Raw genomic sequence first — 21,832 nt, 5'->3', positions numbered from 1 at the left:
GGGCTACTGGTCGGAACGCAGCGCCTGGCCGACCGTGGCGACCATCGCGTCGACGGCGAACTTGGGTTTGACGTTACCGGCCAGCGCCTCGCGGCAGTCCAGCACCGCCTCGATGCAGCGCAGCAGTCGGTCCGGCGGCGCGTGCTGGGCGAGCCGGGCGGTCCGCTCGGCCATGTCCGGGTGATTCGCCGTCACCGCACCCGCCCCCGAGGACACCATCAGCGCATCCCGGAAGTAGCCGGCCAGGTCCATCAGCGCCCGGTCCAGCGCATCGCGGGCGGCCCGGGTGGCCCGGGACTTCTGCCGTTTCTCCAGGTCCTTGAGCGCGCCGGCGGCCCCGCGCATCGCCCCGGCCGCGCCCTTGCCGGTGCCCCCGGCCCCCAGCGCGGTCCGCAGTTCCTCGGTCTCGGCGACGTTGCGGTCGGCGGTCAGCGCCTTGGACTCCTCGTCGGCCGCCTTCACCAGGGCCTCCACCGCGCCGAACGCCCGACCCGGCATGGTCGCCTCGCCGGCCAGCGCCAGCGCCTGCTCCCGGCGCTGCCGGGCCTCCGGGTCGACGGCCAGCCGGCGGGCCCGTCCGACGTGCCCGCCACTGACCGAGGCCGCCCAGTGCGCCTCCTCCTCGCTCAGGCCGTCGCCATCGGTCAGCACCCGGGCGATCGACTCGACCGACGGGGTGGTCAGCGCGACGTGCCGGCACCGCGAGCGCAGCGTGACGGAGATGTCCTCCGGATCGACCGACGGCGCGCACAGCAGGAACACCGTCGCCGCCGGCGGCTCCTCCACCACCTTCAGCAGCGCGTTGGCCGCTCCCTCGGTGAGCCGGTCGGCGTCCTCGACCACCACCACCTGCCACCGGCCGGTGCTGGGCCGGCGCGACGCGATCTGCACGATCCCGCGCATTTCGGCCACGCCGATCGAAAGTCCCTCGGGCACCACCCGGCGGACGTCGCCGTGCGTGCCGGCCATCGTCGTCGTGCAGGCCTTGCACTGCCCGCACCCCGGCACCCCCTCTGACGTGCACTGCAGGGCGGCCGCGAAGCACTGGGCGGCGACCGATCGGCCCGATCCGGGCGGGCCGGTGATCAGCCAGGCGTGCGTCATCGCCGAACCGGCGCCCGCGTTGTGAGCAGTGTCACCGCGGGCCGCCGTGGCGGCGGCCGTCAACTCGGCTTCGACCGCATCCTGGCCGACCAGCCGCGCAAATACCCGGGACATCACCGACAGAATAGTGCCCGGCACCGACGCCCACGCCCGGCTCGCACGCCGATTACCGCCCCATCGGGGTCCAACTGTGGTGAAGCGGTTCAGATTCACCGCTCCCGCCGGATACGGTTTACCGGTGAACCTCGGTTGGCTGCACCCGGCGCGCATCAGTGCGTTCGCCCGCTGGGTGGTCCGCACGCCCTGGCCGGTGTTCACCCTGGGCATGCTGCAGGCCGACATCATCGGCGCACTGTTCGTGCTGGGCTTCCTGCGGTTCGGGCTGCCCGGCGAGGACCGGGTGCAGTTGCAGGACCTGCCGGCGACCAACCTGGCGGTGTTCCTGATCTACCTGTTCGTCGCGTTCACCATCGGCGCCATCTACAGCCTGTGGCTGCTGGCCCCGGTGTTCCGCTGGCAGCGCCGCGACGGGCTGCTCACCGACCCCGACCCGGCCGCCACCGACCTGGCCCGGACCCGCGCGCTGCGGATGCCGATCTACCGCACCATGATCAGCGCAACGAACTGGCTGATCGGCGGCGTGGTGTTCATCAGCGCCAGCTGGCCGGTCGCCGCGCAGTCCGCCCCGGTGCTGGCGGTGGCCACCGCGCTGGGCGCGACCGCCACCTCGATCATCGGCTACCTGCAGTCCGAGCGGGTGCTGCGCCCGGTGGCGGTGGCCGCGCTGCGCGGCGGGGTGCCGGAGAACTTCCACGCCGCCGGGGTGATCCAGCGCCTGGTGCTGACCTGGGTGCTGTCCACCGGCGTCCCGGTGCTCTCGATCGTCTTGGCGGTGGTCGCCGGCAAGACCAACGTGCTCAACGCCTCCCCCGACCAGCTGTTCACCCCGATCCTGATGCTGGCCGGCGCGGCGCTGGTGATCGGCCTGGCCGGCACCGTGCTGGCCGCGATGTCCATCGCCGACCCGCTGCGCCAGCTGCGCTGGGCACTCGGCGAGGTCCAGCGCGGCAACTACAACGCGCACATGCAGATCTACGACGCCTCCGAGCTCGGGCTGCTGCAGGCCGGGTTCAACGACATGGTCCGCGACCTGGCCGAACGGCAGCGGCTGCGGGACCTGTTCGGCCGCTACGTCGGCGAGGACGTGGCCCGCCGGGCCCTGGAGCGCGGCACCGAGCTGGGCGGCCAGGAGCGCGACGTGGCGGTGCTGTTCGTCGACCTGGTCGGCTCGACGTACCTGACCGCCACCCGCCCGCCCGGCGAGGTGGTGATCCTGCTCAACGAGTTCTTCCGGGTCATCGTCGACACCGTCGACCGCTACGGCGGGTTCGTCAACAAGTTCCAGGGCGACGCGGCGCTGTGCATCTTCGGCGCACCGCTGGAACACCCCGACACCTCCGGCGCCGCGCTGGCCGCCGCCCGCGAGCTGCACGACAACCTGCTGCCGCTGCTCGGCGACGAGTTCGGCATCGGGGTCTCGGCCGGGCGGGCGATCGCCGGGCACATCGGCGCGCAGGCCCGCTTCGAGTACACGGTGATCGGCGACCCGGTCAACGAGGCCGCCCGGCTGACCGAGCTGGCCAAGCTGGAGCCCGACCGGGTGCTCGCCTCGGCCACCGCCGTCGCCGACGCCACCGACGCCGAGGCGCTGGCCTGGAACGTCGGGGAGATCGTGCAGCTGCGCGGGCGCACCGAGCCCACCCAGCTGGCCCGGCCGATCCGGCTGGCCGCGCTCGACGAGGTGCAGACCTAAGCCGCTAGGCCTTCTTGGCTGCGGCCTTCTTGGCGGCCGTCTTCTTGGCGGCCGTCTTCTTGGCCGGGACCTTCTTCGCAGCCACCTTCTTCGCGGCGGCCTTCTTGGCCGGAGCCTTGCGGGTGGCCTTCTTGGCCGGCCCGCGGGCCCGACGGTCCGACAGCAGCTCGGAGGCCCGCTCGTCGGTGATCGTCGCGACCTCGTCGCCCTTGCGCAGGCTGGCGTTGGTCTCGCCGTCGGTCACGTACGGGCCGAACCGGCCGTCCTTGATCACCATCGGCTGGCCCGACACCGGATCGGTGCCCAGCTCGCGCAGCGGCGGGGTGGCCGCGGCCTGGCGTCCCCGACGCTTGGGCTCGGCGTAGATCTTCAGCGCCTCCTCCAGGGTGACGGTGAACATCTGGTCCTCGGTGGCCAGCGAACGCGAATCGGTGCCGCGCTTCAGGTACGGCCCGTACCGGCCGTTCTGCGCGGTGATCTCCTCGCCGTTGTCCGGATCGACCCCGACCACCCGCGGCAACGACAGCAGCTTGAGCGCATCCTCCAGCGTCACCGTCTGCAGATCCATGCTGCGCAGCAACGACCCGGTGCGCGGCTTGGGGCCGGTCGGCTTCTTGGACTTCTTCGCGCCCACCCCGTCCTCGGGATCCTCCGGCGGGGCCGGCAGCACCTCGGTGACGTACGGCCCGTACCGGCCCTCCCGGGCGATGATCTCGTGCCCGGACTCCGGGTCGACGCCCAGGCTGCGGCCGTCCTGCGGGGTGGCGAACAGCTCCTCGGCCAGCTCCAGGGTCAGCTCGTCGGGGGTCAGCGAATCGTTGAGGTTGGCCCGCTGCGGGGTCGGCTCGCCGTCCTCGCCGAGCACCATCCGCTCCAGGTAGGGCCCGTAGTTGCCGACCCGGACGTTGACCGCGCGGCCCTCGGCGTCGTCGAACAGCTTGATCGAGTTGACCAGCCGCGCGTCGATGCCGTCGAGGTTGCCGCCGACCAGCTGCTTGAGCCCGCCGGCCCGCGAGATCGAGCCCTCCGCGCCGTGCTCACCGCCGAAGTAGAAGTTGCGCAGCCAGTTGCTGCGGCGCTCCTGTCCGCCGGCGATCGCGTCGAGGTCGTCCTCCATCGCGGCGGTGAAGTCAAAGTCCACCAGCCGCGCGAAATGCTGCTCCAGCAAACCGATCACGGCGAACGCCACCCAGGACGGCACCAGCGCGCTGCCCTTCTTGTAGACGTAGCCGCGGTCCTGGATGGTCTTGATGATCGACGAGTACGTCGACGGCCGGCCGATCCCGAGATCCTCCAGCGCCTTGATCAGCGACGCCTCGGTGTAGCGGGCCGGCGGGTTGGTCGAATGCCCGTCCGGGGTCAGTGCGTTGGCGCTGACCTGCTGGCCCTGGCGCAGGTTCGGCAGCCGCCGCTCGGCGTCGTCGGCCTCGCCGCCGGCCAGCTCGTCGACGGTCTCCACGTAGGCCTTGAGGAAGCCGGCGAAGGTCAGCGTGCGGCCGCTGGCGGCGAAGGTGACGTCGCGGCCGTCGGCGGCGGCACCGGCGATCCGCAGGCTCAGCGTGGTGCCCCGCGCGTCGGCCATCTGGGAGGCCACCGTGCGCTGCCAGATCAGCTCGTAGAGCCGGAACTCGTCGTTCTCCAGCTCGCGGCGCACCGCGTCGGGGGTGGCGAAGGTGTCGCCGGCCGGCCGGATCGCCTCGTGCGCCTCCTGGGCGTTCTTGACCTTGCGGGTGTACTGCCGCGCCGTCGGGTGCAGGTACTCCTCGCCGTAGAGCTGCCGGGCCTGGTTGCGGGCGGCGTCGATGGCGCTGGCCGACAGCGTCGTCGAGTCGGTACGCATGTAGGTGATGTAGCCGTTCTCGTACAGCCGCTGCGCCACGCTCATGGTGCGCTCGGAGGAGAACCGCAGCTTGCGCCCGGCCTCCTGCTGCAGCGTCGAGGTCATGAACGGCGCGTACGGCCGCCGGGTGTAGGGCTTCTCCTCCACCGACGACACCGTCAGCGCGGCCCCGGACAGTCCGGCGACCAGCCCGTTGGCGCCGGCCTCGTCGAGCACCACCACCTCGGCGGGCTTCTTGACCGCGCCGAGCGAGTCGAAGTCCCGGCCGGTGGCCACCCGCAGCCCGTCGACGTTGACCAGCCGGGCGCTGAACACCGGCGGGGTGGCGCCCGGGTCGGACACGCTGGCGTCGAGTTCGGCGACGATGTCCCAGTAGCCGGCGCTGCGGAACGCCATCCGCTCCCGCTCGCGCTGCACGATGATGCGGGTCGCGACCGACTGCACCCGGCCCGCCGAAAGCCGCGGGGCGACCTTCTTCCACAGCACCGGGGACACCTCGTAGCCGTACAGCCGGTCCAGGATGCGGCGGGTCTCCTGCGCGTCGACCAGGTCGATGTCCAGGTCGCGGGGGTTCTCGGCGGCGGCCAGGATGGCCGGCTCGGTGATCTCGTGGAACACCATCCGCTTGACCGGGATCCGCGGCTTGAGGGTTTCCAGCAGGTGCCAGGCGATGGCCTCGCCCTCGCGGTCACCGTCCGTGGCCAGGTAGAGCTCGTCGACGCCCTTGAGCAGGTTCTTGAGCTCGGTGACCGTGCTCTTCTTGTCCGGGCTGACGATGTAGAGCGGCTCGAAGTCCGAGTCGACGTTGACCCCCAGCCGGGACCAGGGCTCCTGCTTGTACTTGGCCGGCACGTCGGCGGCGTTGCGCGGCAGGTCGCGGATGTGGCCGCGGGAGGACTCCACGATGTAGTTGGGGCCCAGGTACCCGGCGATCTTGCGGGCCTTGGTCGGCGACTCGACAATGACCAGTCGCTTCACGGTTCCGTTGCCAGCCAACTTGCCCCTACGCTCCCACTGCGGACGGCCGCGGGCCGTCTGTCCTTATATATGTCGTGCGGCCCGTCAGCGCGTGCCGCCGCGGCCAATCTTGCATTCTGCCGCGGCCTGTGCAAGCCGAGGGCCTGTGGTCACCGTGTCATACCCGTGGCCAATGTGCGAACGCTTCGACGTCCGCCGGGGGTTCCCCGATGTTCTCCACCAGCCGCGACAGCCGGCGCCGGCCGCTGATCCGCAGCGCCGGACGGCTGCCCCGGGTGCCGATCAGGGTGGGCGCGATACCGGCCCGGATCAGCGCCGAGGCCAGTGGCGAATGGGTGTCGGGGGCGTGCGGGTCCAGGCCGAGCAGGTAGCGGTCGCCGTCGGGACTGCCCGCGGCCAGCGTCCAGATCCGCAGCTCCCGCGAGCCCGGCACCCAGTCCGCCGGCACCGTCTTGACCGCCCCGCGCGTCCAGCCGATCGCGATCGGCACCAGCCGGGCGTCGACGGCGGTGCGGACCAGCGGGGTGTTCTCCTCGGTGTGGGTCACCTCGGCCTGCAGCCCGGACTCGACGATCATCGCGGCGATGGCGACCGCCCGCCACAACTGATCGACGACCACCGACACCCGGACCCCGTCGCGCACCGTGAGGATCTGGCCGGCCGTCGCGAGCAACCCGGTGACGTCGGTGACCGCGGGCGGCACCGACTCAGCCGAGAAGAACGACAGCTGATCCATCCCTCGACACTAGGGCAGCGACGCCCGGTCGGTCGGCAGCGACGGGGTGGACGCGCCCGGGAGACAAAACGAAATCCCCCCGATCACCCGGGCGGGTGGATCGGGGGGATTGCGTTTACGTCGGTTGACTCACACCGCGCGGACGCCGGTGGCCTGCGGGCCCTTGGGGCTCTGGCCGACCTCGAACTCCACGCGCTGGTTCTCCTCCAGGGTGCGGAAGCCCGACCCCTGAATTTCCGTGTAGTGGACGAAAACGTCGGCGGAGCCGTCCTCGGGGGCAATGAACCCGAAGCCCTTTTCGGCGTTGAACCACTTCACAGTTCCCTGTGGCATCTTTCGATCTTTCCTTACTGTACTTCTCGGGTACGGCACACCACTTCGGAGCACCGTGGCCCGTTGTGACCGCCATCCTTCGCAGGAACAACGACCGCAACGTCGATCCTGCGAAAGTTTTGACACCACACAGAAGCTGCGACCGCCCTCATCCAATCACGTCCGGAAGCACCGCGACAGCCCTGCCGAAACAATCTGGTGAACAATTCCGGATGTGACCGTGAACTTCGGCAGCGAGCTGCTGGCACCCCTGGTCGGCGACGCCGAGGGCGACCCGGTGCGGCACGTCGCGCAGCTCCCGGCGACCGCCGGCGTGCCGGCGGACTGGCCGGCCTGGGTGCCCCCGAACGTCGCGGCGGCGTTCGCCGGCCGCGGCATCACCGCGCCCTGGTCGCACCAGGCCCGCGCCGCCGACCTGGCCCACCGCGGCAGCCACCTGGTGATCTCGACCGGCACCGCCTCGGGCAAGTCGCTGGCCTATCAGCTGCCGATCCTGTCCGCGCTGGCCACCGAGCCGCGGGCCCGGGCGCTGTACCTGGCGCCGACCAAGGCGCTCGGGCACGACCAGCTGGCCGTCGCGCACGCCCTGGCCGGGGCGGCCGGGCTCACCGATGTCGCACCGAGCGCCTACGACGGCGACACCGCCGCCGAGATCCGCCGGTTCGCCCGGGACCGGTCCCGGTGGATCTTCTCCAACCCGGACATGATCCACCTGTCGCTGCTGCGCAACCACGCCCGCTGGTCGGTGTTCCTGCGCGGCCTACGCTACCTCGTCGTCGACGAATGCCACTACTACCGCGGCATTTTCGGCTCCAACGTGGCGATGGTGCTGCGCCGGCTGCTGCGGCTGGCGGCCCGCTACGGCGCCGACCCGACGGTGATCTTCGCCAGCGCCACCACCGCCGCGCCCGGGCAGACCGCCGCCGAGCTGATCGGGCAGCGGGTCGAGGAGGTCAGCGTCGACGGCTCCCCGCACGGCACCCGGACCGTCGCGCTGTGGGAACCGCCGCTGCGCACCGACGTCACCGGCGAGCAGGGCGCGCCGGTGCGCCGCTCGGCCGGCGCCGAGGCCGCCACCGTGATGGCCGGGCTGGTCGCCGAGGGCGCGCGCACCCTGACCTTCGTCCGGTCCCGGCACGGCGCCGAGCTGACCGCGCTGGGCGCCCGGGCCCGGCTCGCCGAGATCGCCCCGGGCCTGGTCGACACGGTGGCCTCCTACCGGGCCGGCTACCTGGCCGAGGACCGTCGCGCGCTGGAACGGGCGCTGGCCGACGGCACGCTGCGCGGGCTGGCCACCACCAACGCCCTGGAGCTCGGCATCGACGTGTCCGGGCTGGACGCCGTCGTGCTGGCCGGCTTCCCCGGCACCGTCGCGTCGTTCTGGCAGCAGGCCGGCCGGTCCGGCCGGCGCGGGCAGGGCGCGCTCATCGTGCTGGTGGCCCGCGACGACCCGCTGGACACCTACCTGGTGCACCACCCCGAGGCGCTGCTGGACAAGCCGGTCGAGCGGGTGGTCATCGACCCGGCCAACCCGTACGTGCTGGGGCCCCAATTGCTCTGCGCGGCAACCGAACTGCCGCTGACCGAGGCCGAAGTCCGGGACTGGGACGCCGAGCCGGTGGTCGACGACCTGATCGACGACGGGCTGCTGCGGCACCGCGCCGGGCGGTACTTCCCCACCCCGGGCCCCGACCCGCACCCCGGCGTCGACATTCGCGGCTCCTCCGGCGGGCAGATCGCGATCCTGGAGACCGGCACCGGACGGGTGCTCGGCAGCACCGGGGTCGGCCAGGCACCGGCCAGCGTGCATCCCGGCGCGGTGTACCTGCATCAGGGCGAGACGTACCTGGTGGACGCGCTGGACTTCGCCGACGGCGTGGCGTTCGTGCACGCCGAGGATCCCGGCTACCGCACGTCGTCGCGGGAACGCGTCGACATCGCCGTCACCGGGGCCGGCGAGCAGCGGATCCTCGACGACGTCACCCTCGGGGTGGTGCCGGTGACCGTCGAACACCAGGTGACCGGGTTCCTGCGCCGGCGCTCCGGCGGCGAGGTGCTGGACTTCGTCGAGCTGGACATGCCCAGCCAGACGCTGCCGACCGTCGCGGCGATGTACACCATCACCGTCGAGGCGCTGGCCGCCGCCGGCGTCGACGCGCTGCGCATCCCGGGGGCGCTGCACGCCGCCGAGCACGCCGCGATCGGGCTGCTGCCGCTGGTGGCCAGCTGCGACCGCGGCGACATCGGCGGGCTGTCCACCGCGATCGGCCCGGTCGACGGGCTGCCCACGGTGTTCGTCTACGACGGGCATCCCGGCGGGGCGGGCTTCGCCGAGCAGGGCTACCGGCAGGCCGCGGTGTGGCTGGGCGCCACCGCGGCGGCGATCGAGGCGTGTGAATGCCCGGCGGGCTGCCCGTCCTGCGTGCAATCGCCCAAGTGCGGCAACGGCAACGACCCGCTGGACAAGGCCGGGGCGGTGGCGGTGCTGCGGCTGGTGCTGGATCGGATCGGGCGCACGCTATGACCCGGGTCACCCGCGGCGGCCCGCGGTGGCCAAGCCCACCTCGGCCGGGCGGCGATCCGGTGCCGGCCGAGCTGGACCGATGCCCGGCCGCCGCCAGCTGACGGCACGATCGGCGGGCCCGCGCCGCTAAGATCCTCGGTATGCACCAAGAGTGGTTGCTGCTTGAGACCCTGGGCAGCGAACCCGTCGTCGTCGCGGCGGGCAAGTTCGCCAAGGACCTGGTTCCGATCAGCAGCTACCTGCGCCGCAGCCCGTACCTGTCGGCGATCCAGACCGCCGTCGCCGAGACCGTCGCCAACAACGCCGGACTGGCCAGCCTGACCCCCAAGCAGAAGCGGGTCATCCGCACCGAGCCGGTGACGATGACCGACGGCCGGGTGCACGGCGTGCACGTGTGGATCGGCCCGGCCGACGAGGAGCCGCCGGAGCGTCCGCTGCCCGGCCCGATCACCTGGGATCTGACCATCGGGGAGGCGACCGACAGTCCGCAGGCGCTGATCAACCGCGGCGAGGATCCGGAGAACGCGCCGGTGCACGGCCGGTCCTTCGCCAGCGATCTGTCCGCCGGCGCCCTGCGAACCGGCGAGGCCAAGCTGCTGGCGCTGGCGCTGCGCCGGGAGCCCGACGACACCATTTACGAGACCTGGGACCTCGTCGCCGCCGACGGCAGCCCGCTGACCGGTTCGTTCGTCGCCCGGGTGGTGGTGGAGGAGGCCGACGACGGCACCGAGCACGTGCTGCTGCGCGGGATGAACTGGGTCAGTGAGCGGGAAAGCGGTGTGGTGGAACCGGATTCGCTGGCGCAGCGGATCCTGGAGGGCTTGGCGACGCCGGGCACCTACCGGGCGCTGGTCGACCTGAGGAATTGGGCACTGCTGAAGTGGCTCGACGAACCGTCGCCCTACTACGACTGGCGCGCCGACTCGGTGCACCCCGACGACCTGGAGCGGCTGCAGAGCATGCCCGCCGAGTTCGATCCGGGCGGTGCGTCCCGGATCGTGCGGTTGTCGCACACCGAATCCGACTGGGTTCCGGTGCACATCACCATCAACCGGATCGAGCTGGAGCCCGGCGTGTTCACCGGTCTGATGGCGATGCGGCGGGCCACCGAATGCGAACTGGCCGAAGACGATCGGGCCCGGACGTCGGGCTAGCTGTCGGCCGGTGAGTTCTCGGCGACCGGTCCGGCGCGGGCCGCCGCGCGGGCGGTGGCCGGCGCCAGGCCGGGCAGCCGCACCGGAACACCGACCTCAACGACCACCACCAGGTCCAGGCCCTCGACGCGGCAGTCGGTGACGACCGCCCCGGCGGCCACCCGGCGGGCCCGGCGGCAGGCCGCGTCGGCGCCGGCGGGCAGCGCCGCGGCGGCGGCCAGCGCGGCCAGGTCGGCGGCGGACTGGGCCCGGTGCCGGGCGACGACGGCGGCCCCCAGCCACGCCGCGAACCCGGTCACCGTGACCAGCACGACAACCAGCACCGCCGCCAGCACGGTCGCCGCGCCGCGGTCACCCCCGCCGCGATCCCGGTTCGGCCGCCGCCAGCGCGGTCGCGGTGACGGCCAGGCCCGGCAGCAGCGGCACCGGCACCTGGACCCGGGCCCGGACGGTGTCCCCGGCCGGCTCGATCCGGATGGTGGCCCCGCGCGGGGCGACGGCCGCGGCGGCGGACAGCGCGCCGTCGGTGTCGCCGCGGGCGGCCAGCCGGGCCGCCTCCCGGGCGGCGTCGACGCAGCGGACCTGCGCCGAGAGCGCGCCGAGCCCGGCCACCGCCAGCACCAGCACGGTGACCAGCGCGGCGATCGCCAGCGCCGCCTCGACGGTGCCCGCGCCGCGGTCATCGGTCAGCTCCGGGTGCTCAGCGCCCGGCCGATGATCCCGGTCAGCGCCGCGACCACCGAATCCCCGGTCACCACGGTGTAGAGGATCGCCCCGAAGGCGGCCGCGGCGATGGTGCCGATCGCGTATTCGACGGTGCTCATGCCCGCCTCGTCGGCGGCCAGCGCCCAGGTCCGAGCCGAAAGCCGTTGACCCAAATGGCTTTTGCGTCGTTTCCTCATCTGTGTTCTCCCTTCGCGGTTTCACAACACTCCCGAGCCGAGTACCCGGCCGGCCAGCCCGGCGATCACCGGGACGATGCCGAGGCAGACGAACGCCGGCAGGAAGCACAGCCCGAGCGGGCCGGCGATGAGCACCCCGGCCCGCTCGGCGGCGGCCGCGCCGCGGTGCCGGGCGTCCTGGCGGACCCGGTCGGCGAGTTCGGTGACGCCCTGGGCCAGCGCGGTGCCCGAGGACGCCGAGCGACGGGCCAGCCGCAGCAGGTCCGCGCAGCTCGGCTCGATGCGCCCGGTCGGTGCGGCCCAGGCCCGGGCGGGGTCCGCGCCAAGGGCCAGCAGGTCGGCGGCGCCGCGCAGCAGCCCGGCCAGCTCCGGCGGCGCGGCGGCGGACGCGGCCCGGGCGGCGGCAGGCACCGGCATGCCGGCGCGCAGGCAGACCGCCAGCACGTCGAACGCCGCGGCCAGCGCCAGGGGATCGGATCGCCGCGCGCCGCGCGCCGGGCGGCCGATCGGGCGCCGGTCCGGCCCGACCCGGTGCCGCGGCGGGCCGGGCCAGGCCAGCAGCGCGGCGGCGAGCAGGACCGCGGCGCCGGTCATGGCCGGGTCAGCCGATCGGTGATCCGGCCGGCCCACAGCAGCCCGGCCGTCAGGAATCCGGTGCCCAGCAGCAGGCATCCGCCGCCGGGGCCGGTCAGGAAGGCCAACGGGTCGGCGCCCAGCGCATGCCCGAGCAGCAGGCCCAGCCCGGGCAGCCCGGCCAGGATCGCGGTGGTGGCCCGGGCGCCGGCCAGCCCGGCCGCCACCTCGTCGGCGTAGCGGCGGCGTTCCTGCACGTCGCGGTGGGCCGCGGCGAGCACCTCCGCGATCGCCAGGCCGTGCTCGCCGGCCAGCCGCCAGGCCACCGCCAGCCGGTGCCAGTGCCCGGGCAGCGCGGAGCGGTCCGCGGCGGCGGCCAGCGCCGCGGGCACCGCACCGCCGAGCCGGGCCGCCGCGGTGACGGCGCTCAGCGCGGCACCGGCGGGGCCGCCGGTCTCCTCGGCCGCCAGCGCCAGGGCGTGCACCGGGTGCGCGCCGACCCGCAGTTCGGCGACCATCATCTCCAGCGCGTCGGCCAGCGCGCGCGCCTCGGCCTCGGCGTCGCGGCGCCGGCGGGCGGCGCGGCGCCGGGCCCAGGCGGTCGCGCCGAGCAGCGCGATCGCCGGTGGCAGCGCCGGGGAGACCAGCGCGGCGGCCAGCAGCGGCGCGGCAAACGCCAGGGCGGGCGGCCGCCGCGGAGACCGCGGCGACAGGCCCAGCCGGTGCCGCGGTGGGCCGGGTGCGATCAGCAGCGCGGCAACCAGCAGCGCGGCGGCCGGCAGGGCCGTGATCATCGCGGTTCCCCGGCGCGGATCAGCGCGTCGAGGTGGTCGGCGCCCGGGCCGCGGCCGCGTTCGACGTGCCAGGCGGTGGCGATGCCGCCGTCCGGCCGCAGCACCGCGATCTCGGTCAGCCGGCGCCGGCCCGCGCGATCGCGGCCCAGGTGCACCACCACCCGGATCGCGGCGGCCAGCTGGCTGTGCAGGGCGGCGCGGTCCAGGCCGCCGAGCGCCGCGAGCGCCTCCAGCCGGGCGGGCAGTTCGGCGGGGCTGTTGGCGTGCACGGTGCCCGCGCCGCCGTCGTGCCCGGTGTTCAGTGCGCCCAGCAGGTCCACGACCTCGGCGCCGCGGACTTCGCCGACCACGATCCGGTCCGGGCGCATCCGCAGCGCCTGGCGCACCAGTTGCCGGACGGTGATCTCGCCGGCGCCCTCGATGTTGGGGCCGCGGGCGACCAGCCGGACCAGGTGCGGGTGCGGCGGGGCCAGCTCGGCGGCGTCCTCGACGCAGACGATCCGCTCGCCCGGGGGCACCTCGGCCAGCAGCGCGGCCAGCAGCGTGGTCTTGCCCGCCCCGGTCCCGCCGGTGACGACCAGCGCCAGCCGGGCCCGGATCACCCGGCCCAGCAGCGCGGCCGCCGGCGCGGCGATGGAGCCGGCGGCGACCAGCGCGGCCAGGCTCTGCTCGGCCGGGCGCAGCACCCGCAGCGAGATCGCGGTGCCGTCGGTGGCGATCGGCGGGAGCACGGCGTGCAGCCGGACGGGGTGGCGACCGCAGCCGGTCAGCAGGCCGTCGACCCAGGGCTGGGCGTCGTCGAGGCGCTTACCGGCGGCCAGCGCCAGCCGCTGTGCCAACCGGCGCACCGCGGCCTCGTCGTCAAATCGGATTGTGCTGCGCGCCAAGCCGTTTCCGTCGTCGACCCACACCGAGTCGGGTCCGCTGACCAGCACGTCGGTGACGCCGGGGCGGGCCAGTAGCGGGTCCAGCGGCCCGGCCCCGGTGAGTTCGGTCTGCAGCAGCCGCAGCCCGGCGAGCACCTCGGTGTCGCCGAGCACACCGCCGGACTCCGCCCGGATGGCGGCGGCGACGACGGCCGGGCGTAGCGGCCCGGGCTCGGCGGCCAGTCGCTCCCGGACCCGGTCGATCAGCGGCGCCGCCAGCTGCGCGGCGGTCATGGTGAGCTCGCTCGCGTCACGGCGGTGAGCACCGCGGCGGCGGCCCGGCCCAGCGGCCCGCCGGGCCGCGGCCGCAGCGCGCCGCGTTCCAGCCGTTGCGCCGCCTTCGGTTCGGGGCGCATGCCCGCCAGCAGCGGGACGCCCGCGGCCGCGGCGACGTCCTCGGCGCGCAGTCCGCCGGGGGCGGGGCCGCGGACCACCAGGCCGACGTTCGGGTTGCCGGCCCGCATCGCCCGCGCGGTGGCGGCGCTGCCGGCGGCACCGCCGACGGTGGCCTGGCCGAGCACCACGACCAGATCGGCGGCGGCCAGCGCGGCCCGGCCGGCCGGGCCGGGCCAGCGCGGCACATCGCAGATCACCGTCGCTCCGCCGCGCGATCCCGCCTCGAGCACGGCGGACACCGCCCCCGGCGGGATCTCCTTCTCGGAGCCGCGGCGGTGCGAGAGCACGCTGACCCCGTCGTCACCGGGCAGCGCGGCGCGCACCGCGTCCCAGTCCAGGCCGCCCTCCTGCACGACGATGTCCGGCCAGCGCAGGCCGCTCTGGTTCTCCCTCCCGAGCATCAGGTCGATGCCGGGACCGTGCCGATCCAGGTCGACCAGCAGCGCGGTGCCCGCACCGTGGGCCAGCGCGGTCGCGAACAGCGACCCGCCGGCGCCGCCGTGCCCGGAGACGACGGCCAGCACCGCGCCGGTGGCCGCCGACCGCGGCGCGGCGCGCACCGCGTCGGCGATGACCCGCAGCAGGGTGGTGTCCTCGGCCGGGATGCGCAGCACCTGCTGGGCGCCGACGGACACCGCGGCCCGGTAGTCCGGTTCGCCGGGGACCGCGGCACAGGCCACGACGATGCCGGGGCGCCGGGGCATCCCGCGGGCCGCGGCGCGCCGGGCCCCGTCGGCGTCGACGACGATGACCGTCGCCGCGTCCCAGGCCCGTCGGTCCAGGCCCAAGGTGCGGGATTGGTGCGCGATGCGCAGCCCGGCGGCGGCCGCCACCCGGTCCAGATCGCCGGACAGGTCGGCTCCGGCGAGGATGCTGAGGATTCCGGCGGCGGGCATGTCTGCCAGCGTGCGGCCCGCGGGTCATCGGGTGCCGGTCGTCGCGGCACGGCTGGGGATGGATTTGCGTTTGGGGACGAATATCCGGGCCGACAAATAAACCTGAGAAAAAGCCAAGAAGATTCGGGGCTGCGCCTCAGCGAACTTCCCCCAGAAAAGGGACGACCCCCGCCAGGGGGGGAGGAGGCGGAGGTCGTCGTATTTCAGCCCCGGGGGGTCGGGCTGAAACACCCCCAGCGTAAGCCGGGTAATGCCTACTATACACACCGAAAGTGCATGATGTGCAAGTGTCCGAATGGCACGAACTTTCGACATAGAGTGCATTTTTTCAGTCTCTGACACATGGTGCGAACTGCCATTTTGCAGGCCATGACGGTACGCGGCGGCGATGTGCCTATCCTTGACTCGTGCCCGCCACCGAAGCCGCTCCCGGACCCGCCGCGAACGGCGACGATGCCCTCTCTACGACCGGCCCCGTCCGCGCCGCCGCGTTCTTCGATCTCGACAAGACGGTCATCGCAAAATCCAGCGTCTTCGCGTTTAGCAAACACTTTTTTAATCAAGGACTGCTGAATAGGCGCGCCGTTCTCAAATCCAGCTATGCGCAATTTCTATTTCTCATGTCGGGCGCCGATCATGACCAGATGGAGGGCATGCGCTCGTTCGTCACCGCTATGTGCACGGGCTGGGATGTCGAGCAGGTCAAAGCGGTGGTCAGCGAGACCCTGCACGACGTGGTGACTCCGCTGATCTTCGCCGAGGCCGCCGACCTGATCGCCGCGCACCGACTGTGCGGACGCGACGTGGTGATCGTGTCCACCTCCGGCGACGAGGTGGTCGCCCCGATCGCCAAGGCGCTGGGCGCCACCCACGCAATGGCCACCACAATGGTCGAGCAGGACGGCAAATACACCGGCGAAATCGCGTTCTACTGCTACGGCGAGACCAAGGCCGAGGCGATCCGGGAGTTGGCCGAGCTGGAGGGCTACCAGCTGGAGCACTGCTACGCCTACTCCGACTCGATCACCGACCTGCCGATGCTCTCCGAGGTCGGCCACCCGACCGTGGTCAACCCGGACCGGGCGCTGCGCAAGGAGGCCGCCGCCCGGGACTGGCCGGTGCGGACGTTCACCAACTCGGTGTCGCTGCGGGACCGGCTGCCGGCCCCGTCGACGGCGGCGGTGGCGACGACGGCCGCCGTCGCGATCAGCGCGCTGGCCGCCGGCGCGGCCGCCTACACGCTGCTGCACCGCCCCGGCGCGACCGACTGAGCGCCACCGACCGAACGCGCCCGGCGGCGCCGAAATCGGGACGCGGATAACGGATTTGGCACATTGCGCGGTTTGGTGCTTGCTGTGACGGCCGTCACGTAGTACAAAGGAGGCACGGCAGACCGGGAAGGCCAAGACCGAACCAGAAGAGAAGGTTCCGCCTCCCGACCCGGACTACCCAGCACGGACCCCGGCACCCACGCGGAGCCATAGCCGCTGACAGGGCAGAAGTGTTGCGGGCCTGCGTAACTGCGAATCACGAATCCATGCATATGACCCCAGGGGTGGGGCCGCGATGGGTCGTCTCGCAAGAACGCCGAGGCCACCCCGCGCAACCCACCCAGCACGCCTGGTAACCGGTACTCCGTGCTAGCGGGCGGCGATCCGAGACACCTCGGGGCGCCGCCCGCTTTTACGTTTCGCGCCCGGCTACTTCTTCGCGTCCGCGATGGACAGCGCCTCGCGGGCGCCGTCCTGCATCGCCCGGCAGCTCAGCAGGATCCAGTCGCGCAGTCCCTGCTCGGTGCCCGAGGCAAAGTCCGCTGCCGCGCTGCGATAGTCACCCGGGCGGCGCATCCAGAACACCTCCGGCACGCCGAGCCCGTGCGGGTCCAGGCCGGTCGCGATCGTCACCAGCCGGCTGACCGCGCGGGCCACCACGCCGTCGGCGCTGCCGAACGGGGCCAGCGCCAGCATCTCCCCGTGTGCGACCGCCGCCAGGATCGGCGCGGGTACCTTCGACCCGCCCGTCACCAACCGGGACAGCAGATCCAGCCGCGCCGACACCTCGGGCTCGAGTCGGGGCCGGCCGAGCGCGTCCTCCGGCACCAGGTCGGCCGCGGCCAGCATGTGCAACCGGGCCAGCGCCTGCAGCGGGGCCCGCCGCCACACCCCGATCAGGTTGGTCTCGCCACCCTCCAGCGCCTGGGTCACCCGCAGCGCACCGGCGAACACCGGGTCGGCGGCGGAGTCCTCGTCGAGCTTGAGCGCGCCGCCGTCGAGCACCGAGGAGGCCCGCGCCGCCCGCAGCGACGCCTCCGCCGCGGTCACCGGCCAGCCGCGCAGGTTCGCGCGATGGCGGTGCGCCTTACCGAGCGCGTCGCGGGCCGCGTCGGCGGCCTCTGCCACCCCGGGCAGCTGGGCCAACGGGGCCAACGGGTCGGTGCTCACGGCGGCCAACGCTACTCGCGGACCCGCCGCAGCCGGATTCCGGCCGGGAATCTGTGACTGGCAACCGAAATGCAACGTTCGGTGACTAGTCTCACAGGAATGACCGAGACGCAACCCGAGCTGCCACTGTTCCCGCCCTCGGCGGAGTTCGCTGCAAGCGCCAACGCGACTGCGGCTATGTACGACGAGGCCGACGCGGACCGGCTCGCCTTCTGGGCCACCCAGGCCAATCGCTTGAGCTGGAACACCCCCTTCACCGAGGTGCTGGACTGGTCCGGGGCGCCGTTCGCCAAGTGGTTCGGCGGCGGCAAGCTCAACGTCGCCTTCAACTGCGTGGACCGGCATGTGCTGGCCGGGCACGGCGACCGGGTGGCCATTCACTGGGAGGGCGAACCCGTCGGCGATGCCCGGTCGCTGACCTACGCCGAGCTCAAGGACGAGGTCTGCCGGGCCGCCAACGTGCTGACCGACCTCGGCGTCACCGCGGGCGACCGGGTCGCGATCTACATGCCGATGGTCCCCGAGGCGGTGGTGGCCATGCTGGCCTGCGCGCGGGTGGGCGCCCTGCACTCGGTGGTGTTCGCCGGCTACTCCTCGACCGCGCTGCGCGCCCGGATCGAGGACGCCGAGGCGAAGATGGTCATCACCACCGACGGACAGTTCCGCCGCGGCGCGGCGGTGCCGCTGAAGACCGGTGTCGACGAGGCCCTCGAGGGCCTGGACCCCGACGCCAACACCGTCGAGCACGTGCTGGTGGTGCGCCGCACCGGGATGGACACCCCGATGACCGCGGGCCGCGACCTGTGGTGGGACGAGGCGATGAGCACCGTCTCCAACGAGCACACCCCGCAGGCCTTCGACTCCGAGCACCCGCTGTTCCTGCTCTACACCTCGGGCACCACCGGCAAGCCCAAGGGCGTCGTGCACAGCTCGGCCGGCTTCCTCACCCAGGCCGCCTACACGCATTACTACGTGTTCGACCTGAAGCCCGAGACCGACGTCTACTGGTGCACCGCCGACATCGGCTGGGTCACCGGGCACACCTACATCGTCTACGGACCGCTGGCCAACGGCGCCACCCAGGTGCTCTACGAGGGCACCCCGGCCTCCCCCGACGAGCACCGGCACTTCCAGGTCATCGACAAGTACGGCGTCACGATCTACTACACCGCCCCGACCGTCATCCGCACCTTCATGCGGTGGGGCCGCGAGCTGGTCCGCGAGCACGACCTGTCCAGCCTGCGGCTGCTCGGCTCGGTCGGCGAGCCGATCAACCCGGAGGCCTGGCGCTGGTACCGGCACGTGATGGGCCAGGACAACACCCCGATCGTGGACACCTGGTGGCAGACCGAGACCGGCGCGGCGATGATCGCCCCGCTGCCCGGCGTCACGCACTGCAAGCCCGGCTCGGCGATGCGCGCGCTGCCGGGCATCTCGGCCAAGATCGTCGACGACGACGGCAACGAGCTGGCGCCGTCGCCGGACTTCGGTGAGCACACCACCGGCTACCTGGTGCTGGACAAGCCGTGGCCGGCGATGCTGCGCGGCATCTGGGGCGACCCGGATCGGTTCGTGGAGACCTACTGGTCGCGGTTCGCCGAGCAGGGCTGGTACTTCGCCGGCGACGGCGCCCGCTACGGCAGCGACGGCGAAATCTGGGTGCTCGGCCGGATCGACGACGTGATGAACGTCTCCGGGCACCGGATCTCCACCGCCGAGGTGGAGTCCGCGCTGGTCGGGCACGCCGGGGTGGCCGAGGCCGCCGTCGTCGGGGCCACCGATGCCACCACCGGGCAGGCGATCTGCGCGTTCGTCATCCTCAAGGAGCACGCCAAGGAGCTCGGCCGCGACGACATGGTCCATGAACTGCGCGCCGAGGTGGCCCGGGAGATCTCGCCGATCGCCAAGCCGCGGGAGATCCACGTGGTGCCCGAGCTGCCGAAGACCCGCAGCGGCAAGATCATGCGGCGGCTGCTGCGCGACGTCGCCGAGGGCAGGCCGCTGGGTGACACCTCGGCCCTGCTGGACGCCAGCGTCTTCGAGGCGATCCGGGCGGCCAAGTAGCGCCCGGTCAGGTCCCGATCGGACGGAACCCGGTGCCCGGGCGGTTCTTCGCGGTGATGTCGGCCAGCTGGGTGTTGAACGACATCGTCACCGCCGGGGTGTGCAGCGGGATGAACTTGACCACGCAGGTCGGCAGCGCGTCGCTGTAGGCGCCGTGGATCATCCCGACCAGCTTGTTGTTGACCGTCACCGGCGCCCCGGAATCCCCGGGCGCGCCGCAGACCTGGTTGACGATGGTGCCCGGATCCTGTCCGGGACCCCACGTCACGCCGCAGGACTGGCCGGTGGTGCGGCCGAGCTTGCAGGCCACCTGCCCGAACGCCGGGTCCGGGCCGAGTCCGTCGATGACGAAGCCCTCCACGTTGTTGGTGGGGGTGACCAGCGCCGGGTCGAAGCGGATGACGGCGTAGTCCAGCGCCTCGTTGCCGGCCACCATCTCGCCGACCACCAGGGCCTCGTCGGACTCCGGGGCGACCAGCGCGCCCGGGCCGCCGCAGTGCGCGGAGGTGAAGCCGATCAGGTCACCGCGGACGTCGGTGCCGATGGCGGTCAGCGTGCAGTGCGCGTCGCCGTCGATGGTGATGCCGGAGCCACCGCCGAGCACCACCTTCTCCGCGGCGCCGGCGGTCCCGCCGCCGGCCAGCGGCATCAGCACCGCCGCCCCGACAACGCCCAACCCCGCGACGAGCATCCGCACACCGGCAAACCTGCGCCAATCGGACCGCACCACAACCTCCCGGATCAACGGCTGCAGTTCCCGACCACGACCGCAGGTGTTTCGCCGCACCAGCCTACCGGCGAGAACTCCCGGGCTCGTGCCACCGCGGCCCGCATGGCAACATAAGGTGCACCCGCCACGACCCCCGGAGGATCGTCCGTGAGCAAAGCTGACCGTCGCAACGGCGTACCCGCGACCGTGACGTCCATCCCCCTGGTGGACCCGCACGCGGTCACCGACGAGTCCTCGATCGGGGATCTGGTCAAGGAAGCCACCGTCCAGGTGTCCACCCTGCTGCGCGCCGAGGTGGAGCTGGCCAAGACCGAGATCACCCGCGACGTGAAGCGCGGGGTGGCCGGCAGCGGGTTCGCCATCGCCGCGATCGTGGTGCTGCTGTACTCCTCGTTCATCGGCTTCTTCCTGGCCGTGGAGGTCCTCGACGTCTGGCTGGTGCGCTGGGCGGCGTTCCTGATCGTCTTCGTGGTCATGCTGGCCCTGGCCGCGCTGCTCGGCTTCCTGGCCTACCTGAAGGTTCGCCGCATCCGCGGGCCCCGGATGACCATCGGGACGGTGCAGGACGCCCGCGCGATGTTCTCCGGCGGGGACCGGGCCGCGACTGCGCGCCCGGTCCCGGAAAAGACCACCGACCCGTCCGGCTGGTGACGGTTTGGTAGCGCCGCCGGACCCGTCGGCCGTCCGACTCGGCGGTCCGTGGCGCCACCTGGACGTGCACGCCAACGGCATCCGCTTCCACGTGGTGGAGGCCGACCCGCTGACCGACGCCGACACCGCCGTCGCACCGACCGACCGGCCGCTGGTGATCCTGCTGCACGGGTTCGGCGGCTTCTGGTGGTCCTGGCGCCACCAACTGCGCGGCCTGACCGGCGCCCGGGTGGTCGCGGTGGACCTGCGCGGGTACGGCGGCAGCGACAAGCCGCCCCGCGGATACGACGGCTGGACGCTGGCCGGTGACACCGCCGGCCTGATCGGCGCGCTCGGGCACACCTCGGCCACCCTGGTCGGGCACGCCGACGGCGGGCTGGTCTGCTGGGCCACCTCGGTGCTGCATCCGCGGCGGGTCGACGCCATCGCCGTGGTCAGCTCGCCGCACCCGGCGGCCCTCAAACGCGCCGCGCTGACCCGTCGCGACCAGGGCCGCGCGCTGCTGCCGACGCTGCTGCAGCACCAGCTGCCGCGCTGGCCCGAACACCAGCTGACCCGGCACAACGCCCGCGAACTCGAGGCGCTGATCCGGCACCGCGCCTCGCCGGCCTGGCAGCAGACCGCGGATTTCGCCGAGACCATCGCGCAGTTGCGGGTGGCGTTCCGGATCCCCGGCGCGGCGCACTGCGCGCTGGAATACGAGCGCTGGGCGGTGCGCAGCCAGTTGCGCTCGGAGGGCAGGCGCTTCATGCGGGCGATGGACCGCCCGCTGACCATCCCGGTGCTGCACCTGCACGGCGCGGCCGACCCCTACGTGCTGGCCGACGCCGTCACCCGCAGCAGGCGCTGGGCGCCGCACGGGCGCTTCGTCACGATCCCCGGGGCCGGGCACTTCGCGCACGAGGAGGCCCCCGACGCGGTCAACGACCAGCTGGGGCGGTTCCTCGGTGAGCTGCGGGCCTGACCTCCCGGGCAAC

Annotated in this window: 20 protein-coding genes; 7 read left to right on the top strand and 13 right to left on the bottom strand. The window is 73.1% G+C overall.

What is annotated here, in order from left to right; all coding sequences use genetic code 11:
- Positions 1-3: 3 nt before the first annotated feature.
- Positions 4-1,218 carry a DNA polymerase III subunit delta' gene (locus tag G6N10_RS15695; RefSeq protein WP_085094965.1) on the bottom strand — a complete coding sequence of 405 codons (1,215 nt, stop codon included), beginning with the start codon at positions 1,216-1,218 and terminating at the stop codon, positions 4-6.
- Between the two features lie 76 nt (positions 1,219-1,294).
- Between G6N10_RS15695 and G6N10_RS15690 the strand changes: the two genes are divergently transcribed.
- Positions 1,295-2,917, top strand: a complete 1,623-nt coding sequence (locus G6N10_RS15690) for an adenylate/guanylate cyclase domain-containing protein (RefSeq protein WP_407663989.1) — start codon at positions 1,295-1,297, stop codon at positions 2,915-2,917.
- A 4-nt stretch (positions 2,918-2,921) separates the two neighbouring features.
- Here the strand turns inward: G6N10_RS15690 and topA are convergent, their stop codons facing one another.
- The 3 genes from topA to G6N10_RS15675 all read right to left on the bottom strand — a co-directional run bounded on the left by topA (position 2,922) and on the right by G6N10_RS15675 (position 6,804).
- Entirely contained in the window at positions 2,922-5,735 is a 2,814-nt protein-coding gene (topA, locus tag G6N10_RS15685; RefSeq protein WP_179962843.1) for a type I DNA topoisomerase, read from the bottom strand.
- A gap of 157 nt (positions 5,736-5,892) precedes the next feature.
- Positions 5,893-6,471, bottom strand: a complete 579-nt coding sequence (locus G6N10_RS15680) for a hypothetical protein (protein WP_085094969.1) — start codon at positions 6,469-6,471, stop codon at positions 5,893-5,895.
- A gap of 129 nt (positions 6,472-6,600) precedes the next feature.
- Complete coding sequence (locus G6N10_RS15675) at positions 6,601-6,804, bottom strand: cold-shock protein (RefSeq protein WP_005138711.1); 204 nt, start codon at positions 6,802-6,804, stop codon at positions 6,601-6,603.
- 220 nt (positions 6,805-7,024) lie between these two features.
- On the opposite strand from G6N10_RS15675, the gene G6N10_RS15670 reads away from it, so the two are divergent.
- Complete coding sequence (locus G6N10_RS15670; protein ID WP_109750474.1) at positions 7,025-9,328, top strand: DNA 3'-5' helicase SftH; 2,304 nt, start codon at positions 7,025-7,027, stop codon at positions 9,326-9,328.
- A 140-nt stretch (positions 9,329-9,468) separates the two neighbouring features.
- Entirely contained in the window at positions 9,469-10,482 is a 1,014-nt protein-coding gene (locus G6N10_RS15665; RefSeq protein ID WP_085094972.1) for a PAS domain-containing protein, read from the top strand.
- Here the strand turns inward: G6N10_RS15665 and G6N10_RS20490 are convergent.
- From G6N10_RS20490 to ssd, 7 genes are read right to left on the bottom strand one after another with little or no spacing between them, the layout of a single operon-like run.
- Positions 10,479-10,805, bottom strand: coding sequence for an Rv3654c family TadE-like protein (locus G6N10_RS20490; protein WP_234810513.1), 327 nt, complete (start codon positions 10,803-10,805; stop codon positions 10,479-10,481). The two genes, G6N10_RS15665 and G6N10_RS20490, sit on opposite strands and share 4 nt — an antisense overlap.
- A 28-nt stretch (positions 10,806-10,833) precedes the next feature.
- A complete protein-coding gene (locus tag G6N10_RS20485) occupies positions 10,834-11,109 on the bottom strand; it encodes a TadE family type IV pilus minor pilin (protein WP_234810514.1) in 276 nt (91 codons plus the stop codon).
- 59 nt (positions 11,110-11,168) lie between these two features.
- Entirely contained in the window at positions 11,169-11,384 is a 216-nt protein-coding gene (locus G6N10_RS15655; protein WP_085094977.1) for a DUF4244 domain-containing protein, read from the bottom strand.
- A gap of 21 nt (positions 11,385-11,405) precedes the next feature.
- Complete coding sequence (locus tag G6N10_RS15650; protein WP_085094979.1) at positions 11,406-11,978, bottom strand: type II secretion system F family protein; 573 nt, start codon at positions 11,976-11,978, stop codon at positions 11,406-11,408.
- Positions 11,975-12,751 (bottom strand): type II secretion system F family protein, encoded by a 777-nt coding sequence (locus G6N10_RS15645; RefSeq protein ID WP_085094981.1) that lies wholly within the window; start codon positions 12,749-12,751, stop codon positions 11,975-11,977. Before G6N10_RS15645 ends, G6N10_RS15650 begins: the two co-directional genes overlap by 4 nt.
- Positions 12,748-13,911 (bottom strand): TadA family conjugal transfer-associated ATPase, encoded by a 1,164-nt coding sequence (locus tag G6N10_RS15640; protein WP_407663988.1) that lies wholly within the window; start codon positions 13,909-13,911, stop codon positions 12,748-12,750. Before G6N10_RS15640 ends, G6N10_RS15645 begins: the two co-directional genes overlap by 4 nt.
- The gene (ssd, locus tag G6N10_RS15635; RefSeq protein ID WP_085094983.1) at positions 13,908-14,969 is read right to left on the bottom strand and encodes a septum site-determining protein Ssd; all 1,062 of its coding nucleotides are present in this window, start codon (positions 14,967-14,969) and stop codon (positions 13,908-13,910) included. Before ssd ends, G6N10_RS15640 begins: the two co-directional genes overlap by 4 nt.
- Before the next feature lie 407 nt (positions 14,970-15,376).
- On the opposite strand from ssd, the gene G6N10_RS15630 reads away from it, so the two are divergent.
- Positions 15,377-16,240, top strand: a complete 864-nt coding sequence (locus G6N10_RS15630) for an HAD-IB family hydrolase (RefSeq protein WP_085094985.1) — start codon at positions 15,377-15,379, stop codon at positions 16,238-16,240.
- 429 nt (positions 16,241-16,669) lie between these two features.
- Here G6N10_RS15630 and G6N10_RS15625 read toward each other — a convergent pair whose 3' ends face one another.
- The gene (locus G6N10_RS15625) at positions 16,670-17,410 is read right to left on the bottom strand and encodes a Fic family protein (RefSeq protein ID WP_085095100.1); all 741 of its coding nucleotides are present in this window, start codon (positions 17,408-17,410) and stop codon (positions 16,670-16,672) included.
- Between the two features lie 99 nt (positions 17,411-17,509).
- Here G6N10_RS15625 and acs point away from each other — a divergent pair, with 99 nt between their 5' ends.
- A complete protein-coding gene (gene acs / locus G6N10_RS15620; protein ID WP_085094987.1) occupies positions 17,510-19,474 on the top strand; it encodes an acetate--CoA ligase in 1,965 nt (654 codons plus the stop codon).
- 7 nt (positions 19,475-19,481) lie between these two features.
- Here the strand turns inward: acs and G6N10_RS15615 are convergent, their stop codons facing one another.
- Positions 19,482-20,201, bottom strand: a complete 720-nt coding sequence (locus G6N10_RS15615) for a S1 family peptidase (protein WP_085095102.1) — start codon at positions 20,199-20,201, stop codon at positions 19,482-19,484.
- 150 nt (positions 20,202-20,351) lie between these two features.
- Between G6N10_RS15615 and G6N10_RS15610 the strand changes: the two genes are divergently transcribed.
- The gene (locus G6N10_RS15610; protein ID WP_085094989.1) at positions 20,352-20,855 is read left to right on the top strand and encodes a phage holin family protein; all 504 of its coding nucleotides are present in this window, start codon (positions 20,352-20,354) and stop codon (positions 20,853-20,855) included.
- 4 nt (positions 20,856-20,859) lie between these two features.
- Positions 20,860-21,819, top strand: a complete 960-nt coding sequence (locus G6N10_RS15605) for an alpha/beta fold hydrolase (protein ID WP_085094991.1) — start codon at positions 20,860-20,862, stop codon at positions 21,817-21,819.
- The last annotated feature ends 13 nt before the right edge of the window (positions 21,820-21,832 follow it).

The organism is Mycolicibacterium fallax (genome assembly GCF_010726955.1).
GTDB classification, from domain to species: Bacteria; Actinomycetota; Actinomycetes; order Mycobacteriales; family Mycobacteriaceae; genus Mycobacterium; species Mycobacterium fallax.
Note: the sequence above shows the minus strand (reverse complement) of the source record. Positions and strands in the feature narration are given on the sequence as shown.